The following is a 19,514-nucleotide window of genomic DNA, read 5'->3' as shown; positions in this document are numbered from 1 at the left end:
CCTGATCGGATGATGACGGCCACGCTTGTGTTACCTCTTGTGTAACCTGAGGCAACCCAATTTCCGGCCTAAGTATCTGATCTTTAGAGATAAATCAGGGGATTGTGGCGGACAGTGAGTCCGCCTAAGCTCATCTATAGGTGTTTGCTTAATATACTATATCTTAAGCCTCAAGAAATCCATACCACATATAGTACCACATCAACCCAAGATTGCCCAAGCAAGCCGGGCCAGCATCTAGCCCAACGCACCTCCACCACTCAACCCGCTATCCGCGTCAGAGCGCTTTCAACCATGCGGTCTCAGTCAGCTGAAAGACGATACTCAAAAGCTTCGACTGGCAGTACCGCCGCTTCGTCCAAGCGCTTCTTCACGTCTGCGCCGCCAGGAAATCCTTTGAGCATGTTCAGATAGTTGCGAACCGCTCCGTTGATGCCAGCAAGGCAGGCCTTCGACTTCACCCAGTTCTGCGGGCTGAAAACGCGATTTGCCGGTTGCGTTTCATTTGCCGCCGCTTCAAGCGCCATATTCAAGCAGGTTCCAGCTATACGAACGATTTCATCAACCATGTTTGCAGATTGTGCAGACTCAAGGGCTTTGTGGGCACTTGGCACCCTGTCCGACTGGTTGCTTGAAATTGCGAAGATCATCGCGACTGCATACAAGTGATGGTACGGGGCATAAGCTTTCATCGCGAGTAGAGTTTCATTAAGACTTAGCGGATTTGCCGGAACCCATGCTGATTGCACTTCGTTCATCCATGTATTCAGGGCGAACACATTTTCGGGTGGGTAGTCCTTGTTCTTGAACAGCGTTTCGAAATACTTGTCGAAAATCTTCGTTTCGCCGTAGGAAAGGTTCGGACGCAGGGTCTGCCAAGCGACAAGATTCTTTGCAAAAGCCGAAAGCTCAACGACATGATCTTTGTTCCTATCGGCGGGCGCAGCTTCGCCCCGCTTCGTCACGAAATAACCCGTTGGGTATTTCAGCTCATACGCCTTCTTTATCGCTAGAACGCGCTTGTCATTGCTGCGCAAATCTCTGGCCTTAACCGCGCTTTGCGAGTTCGTGTTGATCGAAATCTTGTCCGCTCTATCCCGTTGGGGGATTTCGTAGAAGCGGAACAGAATGAAGGCATCGTCAACTTTCTTCACCGTTTCGCTACATGAAAGGATCGTGTTCAAAGACTGACAACCGTTCACGATGCTAAGGCCGGAAAGCGTGAGCGTTTCGCCATCCATTTGCATCTTGTTGCAAAGGGCTGTTACGCCGTTGTGGAAAAAGAAGAAGTCGCTGCGCTTATCACCCAAGATTGAACTGCGAATGCCCTTATTGACCGCATTGCTTGAACCAAGGCTTTGACGGACATTCTTTTGGAAAAGCGTTCCGTCCTTAATACCTGGCAGTTTGATACACTCTTTCAATGGAAGGGCGGCAATCACAACTGGCGTTCCCGCGATTTCATGGAACATGTACTGCACACCAGTAAGCTCCAGTTTGTAGTTGATGCTTGGGTTGTCGGTTTCAATCGCGTAGTCGTAACGGCGTTTCAGTTCTTCGGCGTCGATAACGTGAATTGTCGCATCGAAAGCTTCGTTCTCACTTAGCTTGGCAAGTTCTTCTTGAAAGGTTTGAAGGTCATGTTGTGCTGCTTCTGTTAGCACTCCTGTCGTAATCAGTTCGAAGGAAATTTCGTAGTCTTCGTCTAGAGCGTTTGCCAGTTCGGCAAGCTTGCGCGCCAACTTCGGGTTCGCGACGTTTTGAAGCCGTGCCAAATCCTTGATTTGGAGCCATGAAGAAAACACTTCGCGCAAGGGTTCGGCATCGACCGAACCGCCCTGCGTGAACTTCCCTTGCACGATCCGAACAAGCGACTTGTCGTCGTCTATGATCAGCGCATCAATTTGCTTGTCGTCCGCCCCGTCGGTAATGTCATCACGGGTTTCGTTCATGTCGCGGAAAAGTATATTGCGCAGATACCATGCGACGAACCTTTGCCCGTCGTTGGCAAATTTCTGCTTGAAGTAGTCTGCTGAAATCTGAGCTTTGATAAAATCATACATGCCTGCTGCTTCCTTCGTTTCTATTAATGCCGCTACAGTATTTGGATTATGTTCGTGATCACCTTGTAGTCCTGCCCCAAAGTATCGACGAAGTGCTTGTTGCCGCATTCGATCTTGCGACGTTCATCGGGCCGCAAATCGGAAAGCGTCGTCGTGCCCTTGGTTTCACGAACCAGGTACAGCCGGTTTTGGCCTTCGCCGGTATCCATCACGATAGCCCAATCCGGGTTGTACCCGCCAATCGGGGTTCGTACCTGGAACCAACCGGGCAACTTGACGTATAGCTTCACGCGGGCGTCGCGTTCCAAGGCTTCGGCGAAGGGCCGTTCAATGGTTTCGGAATCGACAACCACGCCTTCATAAACATGGGTTCCACCTGCGTAGGTGTTGGCTTCACTTTTCACCACGTTCGCGGCAAAGGCTTCCATCAGGTCATCGAACTGCGTCTGTTCGTACCATGTGCCATCCCGTTCATACTGAATGCCGCCAACAAGTTGATCAGCAAGCTTGGTCTTGATGATACCAACCAATGCAGCGGCAAATTCGTGCGCGTTGTCCAAGACGGCTTTCGGATCAGGCGCAGCCTTCAAAATGGCAAGCACGGTCTTCCGCCCGATGCGCATCGGTGGCGACGTAGCTTCCATCAAATTTTCCACAATGGATATGACGTTCGGAATGGGAAACCGGCCTTCAAGGTCGATGGCAACGCTTGCATCGGCAAAACGGATGGCTTCGAACATGTCTGCGCCGGTTTTGGCGTTGACCCCTGCAACCTGCACAACGATGCGCGGGCGGCGAACCTTGATGTTCGACATTTCGGCGACAACATCGGCAACCAGCTTGGGGCTATCGACGACCACGGAATAGCGTGTGCGATGCTTGATACGTTCCCACAGTTCTTGAAATTCGGGCTTCAACAGATGGTTCTTGCGCAGCTTCAAGTACGCCTTGTCGCGCGCATTGCCGGGCTTCGGTGGCACACCGTCTTTGCCGTATGCCTTTTCGATTTCCCCCTGTAGGCGGCTGACAAACCCTTCATAAGTTTCGCTTGCGGATACGGTAAGCACGTTGACGCGGGCATCCTGAACCCGTTCGCCGGTCACGCAATCGACGGGTAGACGAACGCCCCGGCCAACCTGTTGCCGACGTTCGGTTTCGCTTCCAACTTCGCGCAAAGTGCAAATCTGAAAGACGTTCGGGTTATCCCAACCTTCTTTCAGGGCGGAATGTGAAAAGATGAACGACACGGGTTCGTCAAAGCTGATCAGGTCTTCCTTGCGCCGCATGATCAGGTCGAATTCGCGGGCTTGTGCAGCCTTGTCTTTGTCGTTTGTGGGCACTTCCTTTTCAACAATCGAGACAACGCCCTTCTTGTTCGTCGTCGATGCGAAGTACGATGCCTGAACGTCCAAGGGGTTTTTGTCCCGCCATTCAGGGAAATCGGCCTTATATTCGTTGAACGCCTTGATGAATAACTGCCGGATAAAGCCGTTGTCGTCGCGAAAGCTTTCGACCCGATCAACGAAGAACAACGACAGAACCTTGACGTTGAAGCCCATGTCCCGAATGCGCTTTTGCTTGCGCATGTGGGTTTGCACCGTGAACCGGATTTGCGCTTCTAGGATCGCTTCCTTTTGGGTTCCCGTTTCCGCGCCCATCGCGATTTCAACGTTGTTCGTGAACCGGATGAACTTCGACTGATAGTTGATTTCGGCAACCTCAAGCCCTTCGTAGTCAGCCCGATTGGTCTTTTCCCACAACTTGAAGCCCTGTTTCAGCTTCATCGTCTTGCGCGTGACCTTGCCCGACTTCGCCTGAACATCGACCGTCACTTCTGCGACGGGCTTCTTCGCGACGATTTCGATATTTTCCAACCTGATATAGGGCAGGTTCGCGTTTTCTTCCGCAATCGCCGCACCAACTTCGATTTGCTTGACCAAGCCTTGCCGGTAGGCGTCATAGGGCGACAGGCGGTACACAAGGCTGTAGGCGTTCTTGTGCGTCGCCGAATAGCGCAAGGCGAACAGCGGGTTCAGCGCAGCCAATGCGGCAACCCGGCTTTCGCTTTCCATGTTCTGCGGTTCGTCCAGGATCAGCACAGGCCGCACCGCCTGCAACAGATGGATGACCGGCGCGTTGCCTTCCTGCCCCTTGCGGATAACGTTCTGTTCCCGCGAAAAGGCGTCGATGGTCATCACCATGATTTCGACGGCGTTCGACGCGGCAAAGCTGCGCACCTGCCCCGGTTGGGCAGCATAAACCGACGAATGAAACGGCGGCAGGCCGGGCAGCGTTGCGAAGTGCTTCTTGGTCTGCCGGATCGTCTTCAACACGCCTTCACGCACCGCAACAGACGGCACGACGATGATGAATTTGGTCAGGCCATAGCGCCCGGCAAGCGCAAGGATCGTGCGCAGATAGACATAGGTTTTCCCCGTGCCGGTTTCCATTTCAACCGAAAAGTTCGGGAACCGCACCTGCCCCCTGCCTTCGAATAAATCGACAGTCTGTTCGATCATGCCAAGGGCGGTGTCTGGCTTTATGCCTGCGTTGGTCTGAACCTGAACAAGGTTTTCAAACACCTGTTCGTCGGACAGGTCCAAGGCGTTCGGTACAACCGTCGTACCCGCCGCTGGCACCAGCCTAGCCCCAATGTGGCCTTGCCCGTCCAGAAGGCCCGTTACCGCCGCTATGGCATCAATTTGGAACTGTTGCGCCCCGTCGAACCGGAATTCCGTCATTTACAGCACCTTCAAGGTGCATTGCAGCGCAAGGTTGGCGGCAACTGTATCGTCAATCGCCGTGTCGCGGCACACGAACAGGTCAGGCTTGGTCAGGCCAAGACGCTTGGCTTGCTCAAGGTCGATGTGTTCGGCCAAGCAGATGGTAAAAGCACGGTCGGTTTCCGGGTCGGACACACGCCAAGACCCTTTCGGGGCAGAGTTGCCCGCCGGGGTGATCTTGGACGTAAGCGGGAAACCTTCGCGCAAAGCGACTTCCCAGATCACGTCTTCGGGCTTCCATCCGGGCAACAGCGTGTCGGCAAAGGCCTCCATCTGTGCGATGTAGCCTTCGGGCGTCATGTCCTTCGTTCCCGCCCAACGGCGAATATTGGTTGTGGTCAGACGGAAGGCGCGGAACCCCTGTGGGATTGCCTGCAAGTCTTCGGCCTTCAACACCCGGCGCAGCCGTTCGCGGGTTACTTCGGTGATCGTCTTCCATCCGGCGGCAAGCGCCGCTTTGCCCGTGCGTTCCTTGGGGTTCACGGCTTCGGGCAGTTGAACGGCAACGAACTTAGCCCCCGGCATTCCACTGGCGGCAAGTCGGATCACCGCTTCGGCGCTTGAACCCGAACCGGCGAAGAAATCCATGATTATTGGCGGCTCGTCACCAGTCGCCATGTACTTGAAAAGCCGCAATAGTTCCTCATGGTCTTTGGGATTGTCAAAGACCTTTGCCCCCATAAGCTTTCTTAGATATTTAACCGAAACTTGTGCTTGAGCGTAGAAGTATGATCCCCGAACTTGCGTCGCCAGCTCCGCATCGTCACTGGTTTCGTCTTCATCGAATTCTTCGGCTTCTTCGTCGTCAAATTCTAGTGCGATTGGTTTAATGTGCGATTTCCGATAGGGCGGCTCGGTATGGTCTTCGCGGAACTCAACTATGCCTTGTTTTATGCGCAGTTCCATCGTTTCAGGTGACGCATAAACCCATCCGCGCTCTGGCACAGCACATGCCTTCTTGGTCTTTGGGTGAAACACATCATAGCGTGGCCCGTCACCACCCGGCCAAGAAATGTTATCGTCCCGCCAAGGTCCGTTCTTATCAACGCGTCTGTATCGGCTCCATTTTCTTGATGGATGCGACTTCGGCAGTTCAGAGAACCAGGTTTGAAGTTCAGATTCTATGGCCTTTGTGTCGTCGCCATGCTTGGCGCGAAGCTGCACGTATTCATCCCAGATTTCCCGCGCGCCCGGCTTTTCTTCGCGCCAAACGGTCTTGGCTTCTTTCAGCGCAGACAACAGCCGTGCATAAACCAGAATGTATTCGTGACCAACCGACAGAAGCTTTGCGTCGTTCTTTCGGCCCTTTTCCCACACCATTTGCGCAATGAAGTTTTCAGGGCCGAACACGTCGTCGCAAAGCTGGCGAAGGTTCGCAACTTCGGCGTCGTTGATGCTGATCAGGATAACGCCTTCATCCTTCAACATCTGCCGTGCCATCGACAGGCGCGGATACATCATCGACAACCAATTCGAATGAAACCGCCCAGCCTTTTCGGGCGCGGTTGTGTTCATGTCGCCGTCTTCGTTCATCTGCCCGGTTTGGGTCAGGTAGGCGGCAAGCGGGTCCGAAAAGTCGTCGTGATAGATGAAGTCGTTGCCGGTGTTGTACGGCGGGTCGATGTAGATCAGCTTCACGCGGCCAAAGTACGACTTGTACAGAAGCTTCAAAACCTCAAGGTTTTCGCCTTCGATGAACACATGCTGCGCTTCGTCGAAGTTCACCGATTGCCCCGGTTCAGGAACCAGCGTCGCCCGCGACGGCGCTTGCAGCATCGCGATAGCATCACGCTTGCCCGGCCATGTCAGCCCGTATCGTTCCGGCCCGGTGGCAACCGCGTCGCCCGCAAGTTCGCCCAAGCGTTCAAGGTCAAGTTGGCCATCGCTGAATGCTTCGGGAACCAAAGCGCGCAAGCGGGCAAGAAGTTCGGCTTTCATGTCGGGCGACGTTTCGTCGATTCTGTCACGTTCTGTCATCATGCCATTGTTCTGGCACAGGCGGCACGTCTAGGGGAAGGATAACAGGCGCCTTTCGGAAGCGATGGCCCGCCCGTCCGGCGCGGGGGCATCAACTGTCGCGGCCACCCCAGCCAAAGGTTCGGGCAAGGACAAACTTCATCGCATATTGCGGGGCTGGCAGGGGTACCCATATGGAAGCGGAATGCTGGCAAGCGCCGCTTGCGGAAGAGGGGAGTTGATGGACACTGTCCTGGACTGGATTACGCTCCAATGGCTGGAAATCTTGGGTGTCGCCATCACCATCGCTGCGTTGATTTATGCGCATCTGGCGTATCAAACGTCCGCTATGGGGCTTGCTCACGCAAAGCAGGCCGAGCTCACCAACCTTCGGATACAGACCAAAGCCGCTCTGAGTGACGCGCGGCAAACCCAAGTTTCGCTTGAGCTTTCCTGCCAGCTTTACCGGGCAAGTTGGGCCAGCCATGAACGAAAGCAGCCGATGACGCTGAGTGCGCCAACGTCATTCGGCCTGTTCAAACGTTCCCCGATTGATGACGTCCAACACAAGGGCAGGCAGTTGCTTCAGCAACTGGACGCTGAGGGAGCGACCGTAGATGCCATGGATTTGCTGGCGTTGGAGGCGTTGCTACAAAAGGCCAAGGCAACGTCGCTGGCCATTCAGGCCCTTTCTGGCAATTTGGAAGGTCCGCCCTGACCTGCCATATTTCGGATCGTGTCCAACTGCCCTTGTGTGGTCATCGGCAGGTAGGAATTGACTGTGGTCGCCTCATTCTCATGCCCGAGGTTCAGTGACCAGGCCTTGCGCTGGGTCCAGTTCTGGCAAAGCACGTCCCCCAGTTCGGTCAACGTCTTGCGGAAGGCGTGCGGGGTGAATTGCGGCATCTGGACGGCGGCAAAGGCCCCCTTGATAATCGTGTTCAGTTTGGCGGCGTTAGAGAAGCCCTTCCGCGAAAGTCCAACATTGGTGAAGCCTTTGCCCTTTACGGCCTGCACATCTGCCTTTGGGAAAAGGGCATCCTCTGGCCCGAACATCGCCACCTCGCGCAGGTAGGTGACATAAGCCGCAAAGCAGTCCCGATAGGCCGGATCGACAGGGAGGAACTGGCAGTGGATTGTCTTGGCCGCCTTAGTATTCACCTCGCGCGCGTCCTGGAAAACATGACCAAGTCCGATATTCACATGCTTGAGCTTCAGGGACGCCACTGCGCCATCCCGTGCGCCGGTCAGCATGAAGAACGCGAACAGCGCCTTGTCGCGCATCTGGAATGCGGTCTCGAACGGCATGGCCTGGAAGGCATGAGCCGCTTGCTGCACCGAAGGGTAAGGGATTTCGCGCTGTTCATGGGCTACCCGCCCGTCCTTGCGCGTGTTGTTGAAGTACTCAACATCGGGATAGGTCAGAACCCGTTTGAACCCCGGCCTGCTTACCAGCCAATGGAAGAATCCCTTCACGAGACGCAAGGTTGCATCGACGGTTGAAGCGCCCAACGGCTTACCCGTCGCCGCACTTTTCTGCCGGTCCAGGTAGGCCTTGAAGTCCATCGCCTGTTGCCGGTGAAACTTCTTGAAGGGCTTGAACTTGGTACTTTCCTCGAACCGCCGGATCGCCGCCTGCACCTTGTCGATGGAAGTGTTATCTTGCCCCTTCGCATGGCGCAGATAGGTGGCGTATTCGTGCTTGATCCGCTCATTCTCTTCAACAAATCTGGCCATCAAATGATCTCCTGTTCTGACCAACATCAGGGCGGGTTTGCCCCGCGTTTCCGCCCGACTCAGCGGGGGGTCGGAAGTGATGGTTTACGCAAGGGTTGGACGGTTCCTTTAGGGTCATTCCCTGTTGCGTATCGTGATGGACAGGATCGGGGCTAGTTCGGCACAAAGGGCGGGGCTGGCAAACTTGCCGCATAGCCCGTGGCAGGTCTCACAAAGCACTTCTAGCCTTCCGCGCGCGGCAGTGTAGGGTTGATAGTCACCGATGCCGCCATAGGCGCGCTTTGGGGCGTTGCAGGCCATGCACAGGAATTGATCCATCGCCAATCGACGTTTTGGCCTTTTCGACCGTTTGCTGATGAAGTCGTTCAGCGCAAAGCCTAGGATCAGGTGCGGCTTTAGGCTGTCGAGAACCTGCAAGCCTGATCGCCGCCATAGCCGCACAGTCTGCGTAGACACGCCCAGCAAGTCTGCCGCGCTATCGTAGGTGTACTGGCTATAGATCTTGACCCGGCGCGCTGAAACGCGCCGGGCCATCAGGCGCGCCCCTCCTTGCCAGGGTCGAACCGACTGGCCTCGGCCCACGTGTTCAGGTCTACACCACGATAGATGATCTTGCGGCCAAGGCGATAGAAGGCGGGGCCAGTGCCCTTGTGCCGCCATTGAGCCAGCTTGTCGCGGTCGCCGATCAACTCAAGCTCAGGGTCGCCTAGGACATAGTTCCGGTTAGTATCGAACAGGTTTTGCATACTCTCAGTCCTCTGCCATTAAGCTGAGAGCGTTTCAGCATGTTCCAACGTCCTTGGGAACAAAGAGTGAAAGTCCGAAAACCGGGTGAAAGAAGGGCTTTGCTTGCAAGCCTTTTGGAAGCCCCTTTTAGCGCCCCATCATCGCATTCGCGATGGGCAATAGACTTCGGTCAGGAAACCCCAATAGACCGGCTAGAGCGTTCACAGGTTGCCGAAGATCGTCATCGGTCAACTGTGCAATCGCCCATGTCGCCGCGTTCCGAACGGATGCTTTGATTTCCAAAATACGAAACACCTCCTCCAGCGCACGGCCAAAGTCCGTCGATGGAAAATTTCCTTCTCGCGACATGCCAAATGTCGGCGGCTTGCCGTTTTCCCTAGAATAGAGACGCGCAAGCCTCAGTGCGATGGTGCGTGCGTAGTAGTTGGGCGGGCGGCTGGACACTGTCCAGAACTGCGCTTCCTGATCCTTCAGTTCAGCAAGGTGCTCACGATAAATCAGATACATGGCTATGATTAAACGCATCGTGCCATAGTGAAAACCTGTGTCAAAAATATTCTTGAGGGCAAGGTCACCGGCAGAATTTAGGCTCTTCTGCCGGGCGTGCTGAACCGCCTTTCCTTCAATGGCCAAGCTAAGTCGATCCAGCATGGCCTTGCGTTCTGGAGTGTCCTTCTCATCGTCCGGAACGATCTGATCAATGATCGATTTCAGACTAGCCATGACAGCCTCCACGGCAGCGAGTTCGACCATGAACTCCTTTTTTGACTCGTGAACGTTTGCGCGAGAAACGTCGATGATAGGAGTGTACTGGCCAAAGAGCGTGCGCGGCTTGTGCTCACGCCCAATCAGCTTGCCCACTACGGCGTTGAGGGAATCCACCTTGTCATCAGCCAGCATAAAGGGATCGTAGGGGCCGCCTTTCGTCATTTCAAGACTGCAGCCAGTGCGACCCTCTAGTTCACTGGATTTGCCTAAAGGTTGCCACAACCTCACCTTTCGGCATTTACTTTCCTTCGCCTGCATTCAAAGGAAAGGCGACTTTGACCACCTTTCCTTCAGCGCCGGACACGAACGCGGACCACCTCTCCATCAATAATCTGCGCTTTTCCAGTAAGTCCGACCGGGCATAAGCCCGCTCCACGTCCGAACCGACCTTGTGTGCTAGGCTCATCTCCGCCACTTCGCGGGGTACGTTCGCCACCTCGGACGCCCAGTCGCGGAAGGTCGAACGGAAGCCATGCACCGTCACACCCTCAAATTCCATCCGGCGCAAGAGCATGAGCATTGCCATGTTTGACAGCGGCTTGTTGCGCTTCTGACCTTCAAAGACGTACTCCGATTTCATCGCCTTTAGTGGTTCGATGATTGCCAGCGTCTCGTCCGTCAACGGCACACGGTGAACTTCGCCGCCCTTCATCCGTTCCGCTGGGCAGGTCCAAAGCCGCGCGTCAGTATCGACCTCAGACCATTCCATTCCCAGGACCTCGCCCGTACGCGACCCGGTCAGGCAAGTGAACTGAAGCGCCTTCGCCGCCATCGCATCCCGCGCCGTCAGGTCCGCGTAAAAGGCAGGGACGTCCTGCCAGCGCATTGCTTTGTGGTGCTTGGGTTTGGCCTTCACCTTGGGCAGAACCTTCGCATCGCCGATTGCGCTGACCGGGTTCTCTCCAGAGCGAAAACCCTTCGACTTGGCGACGTCCAGAACGACCTTTAGCCTTTGAGCCAGTCGCCGCGCGGTTTCGTGCTTTTCAGTCCAGATCGGCGACAGGCACATCAGCACTTCCGGCTGACCGATGGCATCGACCGGCATGCGTCCGATCTTGGGGAAGGCGTAGTCGCGCAAGGTGTTGATCCATTGCGCCTCGTGCTTGTCATTCTTCCACGTTGGCATCCGGTCAATGTGGACTTGCCGGGCAACCTCTTCAAAGGTCGGAATCTCACGGCTGGCGTTGAAACGCGGGTTCAGCCCTTGTTTAGCCATGCGCCGATACTCCAGCGCCCGCTCGCGCGCCTGGTTGAGCGTGACCACGTCCGCCCCACCCAATCCGAAGTCCGTACGTAACGGCGCGCCCTTGACGTTCTTCTGGCCCTTCACGACCACCCGGACAATCCACCGCCGCGCGCCAGACGGATCAACGACAAGGTATAGGCCACCACCGTCGCCATGTCGCCCAGCGCCCAGATTTTCCACCAGCTTCTTGGTCAGCTTTCCGGTCAACGCCATCTTGCATACCACTTTTCATACCACTCAATGTAGCAGTAAAGGAGCAATCGAAACAAATCCAGCTCAAACGCAATCGGTCCCTTCGCTTAACAAAACAAAGGAAAATCGCCACCGATGGCGATTGGTCGAAACCGTACTTTAGAGGTGGGTGGCGGACAGTGAGGGATTCGAACCCTCGAGACGGTTCCCCGCCTACACACTTTCCAGGCGTGCGCCTTCGACCACTCGGCCAACTGTCCGTCGGACGGCTGATACCTCGGGTTTGCGGGGCTGTTCAAGGGGATATCTTGGCCAAACGCCAAAATCCGGGGGATAGAGTTCAGGCCAAGGTGATCGTCACCCGGCGGTTCTGGCGGCCCTTGTTCTCGATCTTGCCGATCTCAACGCGGCCAATCTCGGCGCTCTGGCGGACGTGGGTCCCCCCGCAGGGCTGCAGGTCCACGAGCGTATTGCCGTCCATGATCCGCACGAGGCGCACTCTGCCCTGCCCCATCGGCGGGCGGACCGACATGGTTTTCACCAGCGCGGGATTTGCCAGCAGCTCATCGTCGGTGATCCAGTCGTCGCTCACAATCAGGTCGCGGGCGATCAAGCTGTTCAGCGCTTCCTCCAGGGCGGCCAGGTCGCCTGGGGGCTCTGGCATGTCGAAGTCGAGCCGGCCCTTGTCCGCCCCGATCTGCCCACCCGTGACCGGAAGCGGGATGACCACCGACAGAAGGTGCAGCGCGGTGTGGACGCGCATGTGGCGGTGGCGGCGGGTCCAGTCGATCAACTGCCGGGCTGGCGCGCCGACGGGCGGCATCGCCACCGGCTCGGCCGGCACCAGAGCGATCCCGGCCTCGACCTTCAGCGCAGTGGCGATGGGGACGCGCGCCCCGCCCCAGTCCAGCATGCCGCTGTCGCCCGGCTGACCGCCGCTGGTGGCATAGAAGATCGATCGATCGACCACGATACCGCCTTCGGGGGTATGGCCGACGATCCGGCAATCGGCGGCGGTCTGATAGGCATCGTCGCGGAACAGAAGCTCGGTCACCGTTCAGCCCCTTTCACTTCGGTTGCAAGACCCGCGCGTGGGGCCTTCTTCCTGGTAGCGGCTCGTGGTTCGGTCTCGACCAGCTCGGCCAATGCCAGAACCGCTTCGGCCGCCTTCATCGGATCCGGAGGCGCGGGCGGCGCAGGCGGGGGGACGATGTGGACCCCTTCCTCGACCAGGCGTTCCAGGATGCGGTGATTGATGTCGCTGCGCACCTGAACGCCGAAGTTCACATCGCGCAGGATCACCCGGATCTCGAAGTTCAGCTGCGTCGGAGTGTAGCCGGTGAAGGCGATCACCGGCGGCGGGTTCAGGATGGCAAGAGGTTGCGCTTCGGCGATTTCGCGCAACATCTTCTCGACCTTCCGCGTGTCCGACCCCAGCGCCACCGCAACGGGCACGATGATCCGGCCCGAGAGGTTGAAGCGCGTCCAGTTCGTCACGCGCCCGGTGATCAGGTCGGCGTTCGGCACGATCACGTCGTTGCGGTCAAAGGTCTCGATCCGTGTCGACCGGACACTGATAGCGCGGACCTTGCCCTGCACGGTGCCGACCTCGATCCAGTCGCCTTCACTCACCGGGCGCTCGATCAGAAGGATGATGCCCGAGATGAAGTTCGAAACGATGTTCTGCAGACCGAAACCGATACCCACCGACAGCGCACCGGCGACGATGGCAAGACCCGACAGATCCAGCCCTGCGGCATTGATTGCAATGAGTGCGGCAAGAAAGATGCCGACATAACCCACGCCCGCGACAAGGGCCGTCTGCCCGCCAGGCTCCATCCGGGTCTTCGGCAGGATCGTGGTGCGCAACGCCCCCTGGAAAAGCCGCGTCAGCATGTAGCCAAGCACGAAGACCGCCGCGAAGACCATGAAATTCGAGGGCGAGATCTTCGTGCTGCCGATCTGGAACCCTTCGGTGAAGCGCGTCCAGATCTCGGTCAGGTCGGAAAAGCGTGCGCCCCAGATCAGGGCCAGCACCGGAAGCGAGGCGATGGACAGGAAGAAGCCGGCCAGGACGGGCACCAGCGCGTCGCGCGCAGTCTCCTCGGACCGGGTGATGAGCGCCCAGCCGTCGCCGATCAGCCGTTGCAGGATGAACAGGAACGCCACCAGCGCAAAGGACATCATCGCGGGGTAGATCACCGCCTCGGCCGCCTGGACATAGCCGAAGCCCGCCAGAACCGGACCCAGGATGCCCAGCACCGTCAGGGCGCGCGCCAGAAGCTGGATCAGCCGCAACGAATAGCTGGACGACTTTTCCTCCACCTCGCGCGTCTTGCGCAGGGTCCGGCCAAGGCGAAGCAGCACCAGCCCGCCGGTCAGAAGGATCGGAAAGGACATGACCGAGGTTGTGGCATCGGAATAGGCCTGCGCATCCATCGCCGCGCCGCGCAGCATGTCGGCCGCGATCACCAGCCCCATCATCACCGACAGAAAGCGCCCCTCGGCCCGGCGCTCGGGCGGGAGGGGCAGGACGGCACCCTCGCCCTGCAAACGCGGGAAGGCACGGGCGCCAAGCCAGGCCGCCGAAAAGACGACAAATCCCGCGACCGGCAGGACCTCTGCGATCTGGGTCCCGACATCACCCATCATCCCGCTGGCCAAAAACGCCCAAGACAGCAGGACCACCCCCACGGTCGGCAGGATGATCCCGCCCATCGAGGCCAGAAGCGCCCAGAAATGCCGCCCGCGGACCGAAGCGCCCTCCTGCAACCGCTCGGCAAAGCGTTCGATCCAGCGCCGGACGTAGAACACCAGGGCCAAGGCCACGATGACCAGGGTCAGGATCAGCGGCAGGTTGTCGAAAAGTTCGCCTCGCGCCTTCGGGTCGTCCCAGGCTTCGACGGTTTCGTCCCAAAGCCTCTGCACCGTGTCGGCGAAACCGATGGCGGCTTCAGGCCAGTTGCCGGGGTTCAAGGGCGAGGGCCAAAGCTGCAGAAGCTGGTCGGCCTGGCGGTCGCGCAGGGTGCGGTCGATCTCGTCGATCAGCCCGTCGGCGCGGCGGTAGGCTTCTTCGGCGGCGATGCCGGGGGCCTGCAGGCGGACCAGCTGTCCGGCCAGTTCCTGCCGGCGGGCCGAGATTTCGTCCGCCTCGGTTGCCCCTTCCGCAGGGGCGGGTCCCAGCGCATCGATCTGCTGGCGCACCGTGGCAATCCGCGCCGAGTTGGCGCTTTGTGCATTCAGCAGCGCGGCCCGCCACTTCGCCAACTGCGCGCGAATTTCCTCCATCCGCTCGGTCGAGGTGTAGCGGTTGCCGATCTCGGCCTCGGCCCGCTCGGCCATCCGCTCCCACAGCGCATAGTCCAGTTCAGCCCCGTCAGCCGCTGGTTCGGCAGCGGTGGGCGCATTCTCTCCGGTCTGGTCCTGCGCCAGCACTGGCACCGCGGCCAGTGCCAGCACAAGTCCGAGCCAGAGAAGAAGCCGCCTCATGCGTCCTCGTAGACCGGCGGGATCGGGCGGACGGGACGGTCCAGCCAATCGGGGACCGGCAGGCCCTTCTCGCGCAGGAAGGTCGGGTTGTAGATCTTGGACTGATAGCGGCTGCCGTAGTCGCACAGGATCGTGACGATGGTCTTGCCCGGCCCCATGTCGCGGGCCATCCGCATCGCGCCGGCGATGTTGATGCCGGTCGATCCGCCCATGCAAAGGCCCTCATCCGTCAGAAGATCGAAGATGATCGGCAGTGCCTCCGCATCGGGGATGCGGTAGCTGAAATCCGGGGTGAAACCTTCCAGGTTCGCCGTGATGCGCCCCTGCCCGATCCCTTCGGTGATTGAATTGCCGGGGCTCTCAAGTTTGCCGGTGGTGTAGAAGCTGTGCAGCGCGGCGCCTTCGGGGTCGGCAAGACCGATCTTGACGCCCTTGGACTGCAAGGCCTCGGCCACCCCTGCCAGCGTCCCGCCACTGCCCACAGCACAGATGAAGCCGTCCACCTTGCCGCCGGTCTGGTCCCAGATTTCCGGGCCCGTCGTCTCGACATGCGCCCGGCGGTTCGCCACGTTGTCAAACTGGTTGGCCCAGATCGCGCCGTTGGGCTCGGTCTTTGCCAGCGCCTCGGCCAGACGGCCAGAGTAGCGGACATAGTTGTTCGGGTTGCGGTAGGGTGCGGCCGGAACCTGCACCAGTTCGGCCCCCGCCAACCGCAGCATGTCCTTCTTCTCCTGACTCTGCGTCTCGGGAATGACGATGACGGTACGGAACCCCATCGAAGCACCCACCAGCGCGAGCCCGATCCCGGTATTTCCGGCCGTGCCCTCGACAATGGTCCCGCCCGGCTTCAACAGACCCTTCGCCACCGCATCCTTGATGATGTACAGCGCCGCCCGGTCCTTGACCGACTGACCAGGGTTCATGAACTCGGCCTTGCCAAGGATGGTGCAACCGGTGATCTCGGAAGCCTTCTTCAGCTTCAGAAGCGGGGTGTTTCCGATCGTATCGGCCAGATCCTGATGAATGCGCATGAGGGGCGGTCCTTCTTTGGTCCTTGCAGGTGTATTGGGGTCGGTGGGCAAACTCAAGCCGCGAGGGATCGTCGCGCCGCCGGCCTCCGGATCACCGCCGAACGCCCCGAACCACCCTCCGCACGAGCGCGCCTGGTTTGTGCCCTGGTCTGGCGGAAGCGGTGGGATTCGAACCCACGGTGGGGTTCCCCCCACGCTGGTTTTCAAGACCAGAGCCTTAAACCACTCGGCCACACTTCCATTCCGACCGCTTGGCCGGGACCACGACGGCCCGAATACGCGGCGCGGATCGATTCTGAAAGCCACTGGCAGGCGAATTCCGCTGATCGTGAGGCTCGGGACAAGCCTCCGCCCTTCCCTAGGCCGCTGCAAGTCTGTATGTTGTGGTAAAAGGCAGGCGGATACACGTGGTTTGGAGGGCGGAACGCTCCGGGCAGGATGCCCGAACCACGAAAGGGATCATGGACAAGCGCGGCGCTTCAGACCGTGCGACTTTGAGGGCGAACATGGCACGAGTGGGACTCCGGAAGGTTGTTTTCGGCTTGGCGGCAACCGGGTTGCTGATTGGCTGCGTAGAAGGTGGCGGAAAGACCGGCGTGGATGCTGCCCAGGTTTCGGCCCCGTCCAAGAAGTCAGGCGGTGCCCGTGACATCGAGGCACCCGAAATCTACCAGGCCACCGACAGCGCACTTTGGGACGGACGTCCCTCGCTGGGCGGCATCTGGGTGGCGGCCTCGGATGTGGTCAATCCCGAACGGGTCGTGATTTTCAACCCCGCCTCCGGCAAGTCGATCACCGGCGCCTTGTTCAAGCGCGAACGCGAAAACCCCGGTCCGAGGCTGCAGCTGTCCTCCGATGCGGCCGAGGCGCTCGGCATCCTTGCGGGCCAGCCGACCGAGATCCGCGTGACGGCCCTGCGCAAGGAGGAGGTAGCGGAACCCGCTGCGAATGCCGAAACCGATCCGGCTGCAAAGCCCGCGCCCGAAGGGGCCGAGGCCGCCGCCATCGCTTCCGCAGCCCTCGATGCCGTCGACTCCGGGACGGTTGACGCAGGCACCGCACCTGCTCCGGCACCCGAAGGCACGGACGTATCTGGCGAGGTTGCCGTCGCCGCCGCCGTGGCAGCCGAAGGTGCCGCCGACCTCGCAGCGGATGCCGCCCCGAAGCCCAAGACCTGGAAAGAACGTCGGGCCGAAGCCAAGGCGGCCCGCGAGGCCAAACGGCGCGCCGCCGCCGAAGCCAAGGCCGCCGCTGCCGCCGCCGCCACTACTCCGGTAGAGGGCGAGGTTGCCACCGCTGACAGCGCAGCCGTGGCCCCGATCGAATCCGCGCCGCTTGACGCGCGCACGCCCGATGTCAGCGCGCCCACCGTCGCCGCAAACGCCGGAACCACCGTCGCCCCAGCGGCGGTCAAACCAGCAGCCCCCGCAGCTGCCGCCGACCCCGCTCCGTCCTCCGCGGCAGGCGGCGCTGTACGGCCGATCCAGGTTGCCTCCTTCTCGAAAGAGGAAAACGCCAATCGCGCAGCCGAAGCCTTGGCCAAGATCGGCATCACTGCCAAACCGCAGAAGTCGGAAAGCAACGGCAAGGCGGTCTGGGGCGTGGTCGTGATGGGTGACGGCGCCATGCTGCAGAAAATCAAGGACGCCGGTTTTGCCGACGCCTACTACCTGAAGTAAAGGCCCTCTCATGCTGCACCGCCTCCGTCCTGTCCTGATCCTGCTCGCCCTGGCTCTGGCGGCGCTTCCCGCCCGCGCTTTCGAGACGGCGGCCAGTGCCGCTTGGGTCTATGACATGACGACCGGTACCGTCCTGATGGACAAGAACGCCGACGAGCCGCTGCCCCCAGCCTCGATGTCAAAGCTCATGACCATCAACATGCTGTTCGAGGCCCTGAAGGACGGTCGCGTCACGATGGAGACCGAATTCGCCGTCTCGTCCAACGCCACGGCGATGGAAGGGTCGACCATGTTCCTGCAGGAATCCGACCGTCCCACGGTCCGCGAGCTGATCCACGGCATGATCATCAACTCCGGCAACGACGCCTGCGTGGTGGTTGCCGAAGGGCTGGCGGGCACTGAAGCTGCTTTTTCCGCCCAAATGACCGAACGCGGCAAGGCGCTTGGGATGACGCAGTCAGTCTTCGCCAACTCCAGCGGCTGGCCCGATCCCGTCCACCGTATGTCGATGCGCGATCTGGGGATCCTGTCCCAGCACCTGATCCAGGATTTCCCGGAATACTACCCGATCTTTGCCGAGACCGAGTTCAACTACAAGGACCGCGCCCCAGCCAATGCCCGCAATCGCAACCCGCTTCTTGAACTTGGTGTCGGTGCGGATGGACTGAAGACCGGCCACACCTCCGAGGCGGGTTATGGCCTTGCCGGGTCGGCCAAGCAGGGCGACCGTAGGGTCATCTTCGTCATCACCGGCCTCGCAACAGACCAGGCCCGCGCGGAAGAGGCCGAGCGCATCGTCTCCTGGGCCTTCCGGCAGTTTTCCGAAAAGACCGTGGCCAAAGCGGGCACCCGTGTCGCCGAAGCCGAGGTCCACATGGGCGCCGCCGACACCGTGGGCCTCGTCCCGGCCGAGGATATCAGCCTTCTGGTGCCGGCCCTGGTGCAGGACAACGTCACCGCCGAAGTGGTCTACAACGGTCCGCTCCTTGCGCCCGTGACCAAGGGCACTCCGGTCGCCGAACTGATCGTCCACGCCCCCGACCTGCCAGACCGCCGCGTGCCACTGGTGGCCGAAACGGATGTCGGCACCGCCGGGTTCATCAAACGGCTGTCCACTGCCGCCGGAACGCTTTACGCCCGCTACATCGGATCGCCGGCAAGCTGAATGGCCGGTCTCTTCCTCTCGCTTGAAGGCATCGACGGGTCCGGCAAGTCCACGCAAGGCCGCAGGCTGGCGCAGACGCTGCGTGAACACGGCCATTCCGTCACCCTTACGCGTGAGCCGGGCGGCAGTCCCGGTGCCGAGGAAATCCGCCGCCTCGTCCTAGAAGGTCCCACCGACCGCTGGTCCGCCGAAACCGAGATACTGCTTTTCACCGCCGCACGCCGTGACCATCTGGAGAAGACCATCCGCCCCGCTCTTGCCCGTGGCGAGATCGTCATAACCGACCGTTTCGCCGACTCGACCCGCATCTTCCAGGGCATCACCCGCGGCGATCTGACCGAAACGGTGGATCGGCTCCATGCGCTCATGATCGGGGTCGAGCCTGACCTGACGCTCCTGTTCGACCTGGACCCCGCCAAAGGCCTTGCCCGCGCCACTGCCCGCGCCGGAGCCGAACTTCGGTTCGAGGACATGGGCCTGGGTTTCCAGGAAAAGGCCCGCGCCGGGTTCCTGACCCTGGCCGCCCGTCACGACCGCTTCCGGCTGATCGACGCCGACGCGGACGAGGCCACAGTGGCCGCCCGCGTCTGGCAGAGCGTCGCGCCGCACCTCGTCCCGAACTGACCATCCACGGATCGTGCCGGTTGGGGGGGCGATA

15 protein-coding genes, 2 tRNA genes and 1 pseudogene are annotated in these 19,514 nt (G+C 59.6%); 5 read left to right on the top strand and 13 right to left on the bottom strand.

What is annotated here, in order from left to right; genetic code table 11:
- Positions 1 to 302 precede the first annotated feature (302 nt).
- The 3 genes from Q0C42_RS18915 to Q0C42_RS18905 are packed head-to-tail and all read right to left on the bottom strand — an operon-like array spanning position 303 to position 6,826.
- Positions 303 to 2,063, bottom strand: a complete 1,761-nt coding sequence (locus Q0C42_RS18915; protein ID WP_295079672.1) for an AIPR family protein — start codon at positions 2,061 to 2,063, stop codon at positions 303 to 305.
- A 32-nt stretch (positions 2,064 to 2,095) separates the two neighbouring features.
- On the bottom strand, positions 2,096 to 4,804 hold the full coding sequence (locus Q0C42_RS18910; RefSeq protein ID WP_295079669.1) for a DEAD/DEAH box helicase family protein: 2,709 nt from the start codon (positions 4,802 to 4,804) through the stop codon (positions 2,096 to 2,098).
- Positions 4,805 to 6,826 (bottom strand): site-specific DNA-methyltransferase, encoded by a 2,022-nt coding sequence (locus tag Q0C42_RS18905; protein ID WP_295079666.1) that lies wholly within the window; start codon positions 6,824 to 6,826, stop codon positions 4,805 to 4,807. It lies immediately after the preceding gene.
- A gap of 217 nt (positions 6,827 to 7,043) precedes the next feature.
- On the opposite strand from Q0C42_RS18905, the gene Q0C42_RS18900 reads away from it, so the two are divergent.
- A complete protein-coding gene (locus Q0C42_RS18900; RefSeq protein WP_295079663.1) occupies positions 7,044 to 7,520 on the top strand; it encodes a hypothetical protein in 477 nt (158 codons plus the stop codon).
- Here the strand turns inward: Q0C42_RS18900 and Q0C42_RS18895 are convergent.
- The 10 genes from Q0C42_RS18895 to Q0C42_RS18850 form a co-directional block, all read right to left on the bottom strand.
- Positions 7,484 to 8,539, bottom strand: a complete 1,056-nt coding sequence (locus Q0C42_RS18895) for a tyrosine-type recombinase/integrase (protein ID WP_295079660.1) — start codon at positions 8,537 to 8,539, stop codon at positions 7,484 to 7,486. The two genes, Q0C42_RS18900 and Q0C42_RS18895, sit on opposite strands and share 37 nt — an antisense overlap.
- A gap of 114 nt (positions 8,540 to 8,653) precedes the next feature.
- Entirely contained in the window at positions 8,654 to 9,073 is a 420-nt protein-coding gene (locus Q0C42_RS18890) for a hypothetical protein (RefSeq protein ID WP_295079657.1), read from the bottom strand.
- Positions 9,073 to 9,285, bottom strand: a complete 213-nt coding sequence (locus Q0C42_RS18885) for a MerR family transcriptional regulator (protein ID WP_295079655.1) — start codon at positions 9,283 to 9,285, stop codon at positions 9,073 to 9,075. Before Q0C42_RS18885 ends, Q0C42_RS18890 begins: the two co-directional genes overlap by 1 nt.
- 127 nt (positions 9,286 to 9,412) lie before the next feature.
- Positions 9,413 to 10,186: a hypothetical protein gene (locus tag Q0C42_RS18880; protein WP_295079653.1), complete on the bottom strand. Its 774-nt coding sequence runs from the start codon at positions 10,184 to 10,186 to the stop codon at positions 9,413 to 9,415.
- A gap of 106 nt (positions 10,187 to 10,292) precedes the next feature.
- The gene (locus Q0C42_RS18875) at positions 10,293 to 11,513 is read right to left on the bottom strand and encodes a site-specific integrase (RefSeq protein WP_295079650.1); all 1,221 of its coding nucleotides are present in this window, start codon (positions 11,511 to 11,513) and stop codon (positions 10,293 to 10,295) included.
- A 149-nt stretch (positions 11,514 to 11,662) separates the two neighbouring features.
- A tRNA-Ser gene (locus Q0C42_RS18870) sits at positions 11,663 to 11,752 on the bottom strand.
- Positions 11,753 to 11,832: 80 nt separating this feature from the next.
- Entirely contained in the window at positions 11,833 to 12,546 is a 714-nt protein-coding gene (locus tag Q0C42_RS18865; RefSeq protein WP_295079647.1) for an alanyl-tRNA editing protein, read from the bottom strand.
- Complete coding sequence (locus Q0C42_RS18860; protein WP_295079644.1) at positions 12,543 to 14,981, bottom strand: DUF3772 domain-containing protein; 2,439 nt, start codon at positions 14,979 to 14,981, stop codon at positions 12,543 to 12,545. Before Q0C42_RS18860 ends, Q0C42_RS18865 begins: the two co-directional genes overlap by 4 nt.
- A complete protein-coding gene (locus tag Q0C42_RS18855; protein ID WP_295079641.1) occupies positions 14,978 to 16,012 on the bottom strand; it encodes a cysteine synthase A in 1,035 nt (344 codons plus the stop codon). The genes Q0C42_RS18860 and Q0C42_RS18855 overlap by 4 nt, the downstream gene beginning before the upstream one ends.
- Positions 16,013 to 16,162: 150 nt before the next feature.
- Positions 16,163 to 16,252, bottom strand: a tRNA-Ser gene (locus Q0C42_RS18850).
- A gap of 266 nt (positions 16,253 to 16,518) precedes the next feature.
- Between Q0C42_RS18850 and Q0C42_RS18845 the strand changes: the two are divergent.
- From Q0C42_RS18845 to tmk, 4 genes and pseudogenes are all read left to right on the top strand, one after another.
- Positions 16,519 to 17,004: pseudogene (locus tag Q0C42_RS18845) on the top strand (SPOR domain-containing protein); the annotation flags it as partial.
- A 126-nt stretch (positions 17,005 to 17,130) separates the two neighbouring features.
- On the top strand, positions 17,131 to 17,691 hold the full coding sequence (locus tag Q0C42_RS18840; protein WP_295079687.1) for an SPOR domain-containing protein: 561 nt from the start codon (positions 17,131 to 17,133) through the stop codon (positions 17,689 to 17,691).
- A 10-nt stretch (positions 17,692 to 17,701) separates the two neighbouring features.
- Entirely contained in the window at positions 17,702 to 18,856 is a 1,155-nt protein-coding gene (locus tag Q0C42_RS18835) for a D-alanyl-D-alanine carboxypeptidase family protein (RefSeq protein ID WP_295079638.1), read from the top strand.
- On the top strand, positions 18,857 to 19,480 hold the full coding sequence (gene tmk / locus Q0C42_RS18830) for a dTMP kinase (RefSeq protein ID WP_295079635.1): 624 nt from the start codon (positions 18,857 to 18,859) through the stop codon (positions 19,478 to 19,480).
- Positions 19,481 to 19,514 lie beyond the last annotated feature (34 nt).

It is taken from the genome of Tabrizicola sp., assembly GCF_022842145.1.
Lineage (GTDB): Bacteria > Pseudomonadota > Alphaproteobacteria > Rhodobacterales > Rhodobacteraceae > Tabrizicola.
Note: the sequence above shows the minus strand (reverse complement) of the source record. Positions and strands in the feature narration are given on the sequence as shown.

Bases quoted from the DNA above. Each gene is read 5' to 3' on its own strand.
- Q0C42_RS18895 (WP_295079660.1), bottom strand. From the start codon at position 8,539: ATGGCCAGATTTGTTGAAGAGAATGAGCGGATCAAGCACGAATACGCC.
- Q0C42_RS18835 (WP_295079638.1), top strand. From the start codon at position 17,702: ATGCTGCACCGCCTCCGTCCTGTCCTGATCCTGCTCGCCCTGGCTCTG.
- Q0C42_RS18885 (WP_295079655.1), bottom strand. From the start codon at position 9,285: ATGCAAAACCTGTTCGATACTAACCGGAACTATGTCCTAGGCGACCCT.
- Q0C42_RS18855 (WP_295079641.1), bottom strand. From the start codon at position 16,012: ATGCGCATTCATCAGGATCTGGCCGATACGATCGGAAACACCCCGCTT.
- Q0C42_RS18900 (WP_295079663.1), top strand. From the start codon at position 7,044: ATGGACACTGTCCTGGACTGGATTACGCTCCAATGGCTGGAAATCTTG.
- Q0C42_RS18890 (WP_295079657.1), bottom strand. From the start codon at position 9,073: ATGGCCCGGCGCGTTTCAGCGCGCCGGGTCAAGATCTATAGCCAGTAC.
- Q0C42_RS18860 (WP_295079644.1), bottom strand. From the start codon at position 14,981: ATGAGGCGGCTTCTTCTCTGGCTCGGACTTGTGCTGGCACTGGCCGCG.
- Q0C42_RS18875 (WP_295079650.1), bottom strand. From the start codon at position 11,513: ATGGCGTTGACCGGAAAGCTGACCAAGAAGCTGGTGGAAAATCTGGGC.
- Q0C42_RS18905 (WP_295079666.1), bottom strand. From the start codon at position 6,826: ATGATGACAGAACGTGACAGAATCGACGAAACGTCGCCCGACATGAAA.
- tmk (WP_295079635.1), top strand. From the start codon at position 18,857: ATGGCCGGTCTCTTCCTCTCGCTTGAAGGCATCGACGGGTCCGGCAAG.
- Q0C42_RS18910 (WP_295079669.1), bottom strand. From the start codon at position 4,804: ATGACGGAATTCCGGTTCGACGGGGCGCAACAGTTCCAAATTGATGCC.
- Q0C42_RS18880 (WP_295079653.1), bottom strand. From the start codon at position 10,186: ATGCTGGCTGATGACAAGGTGGATTCCCTCAACGCCGTAGTGGGCAAG.
- Q0C42_RS18915 (WP_295079672.1), bottom strand. From the start codon at position 2,063: ATGTATGATTTTATCAAAGCTCAGATTTCAGCAGACTACTTCAAGCAG.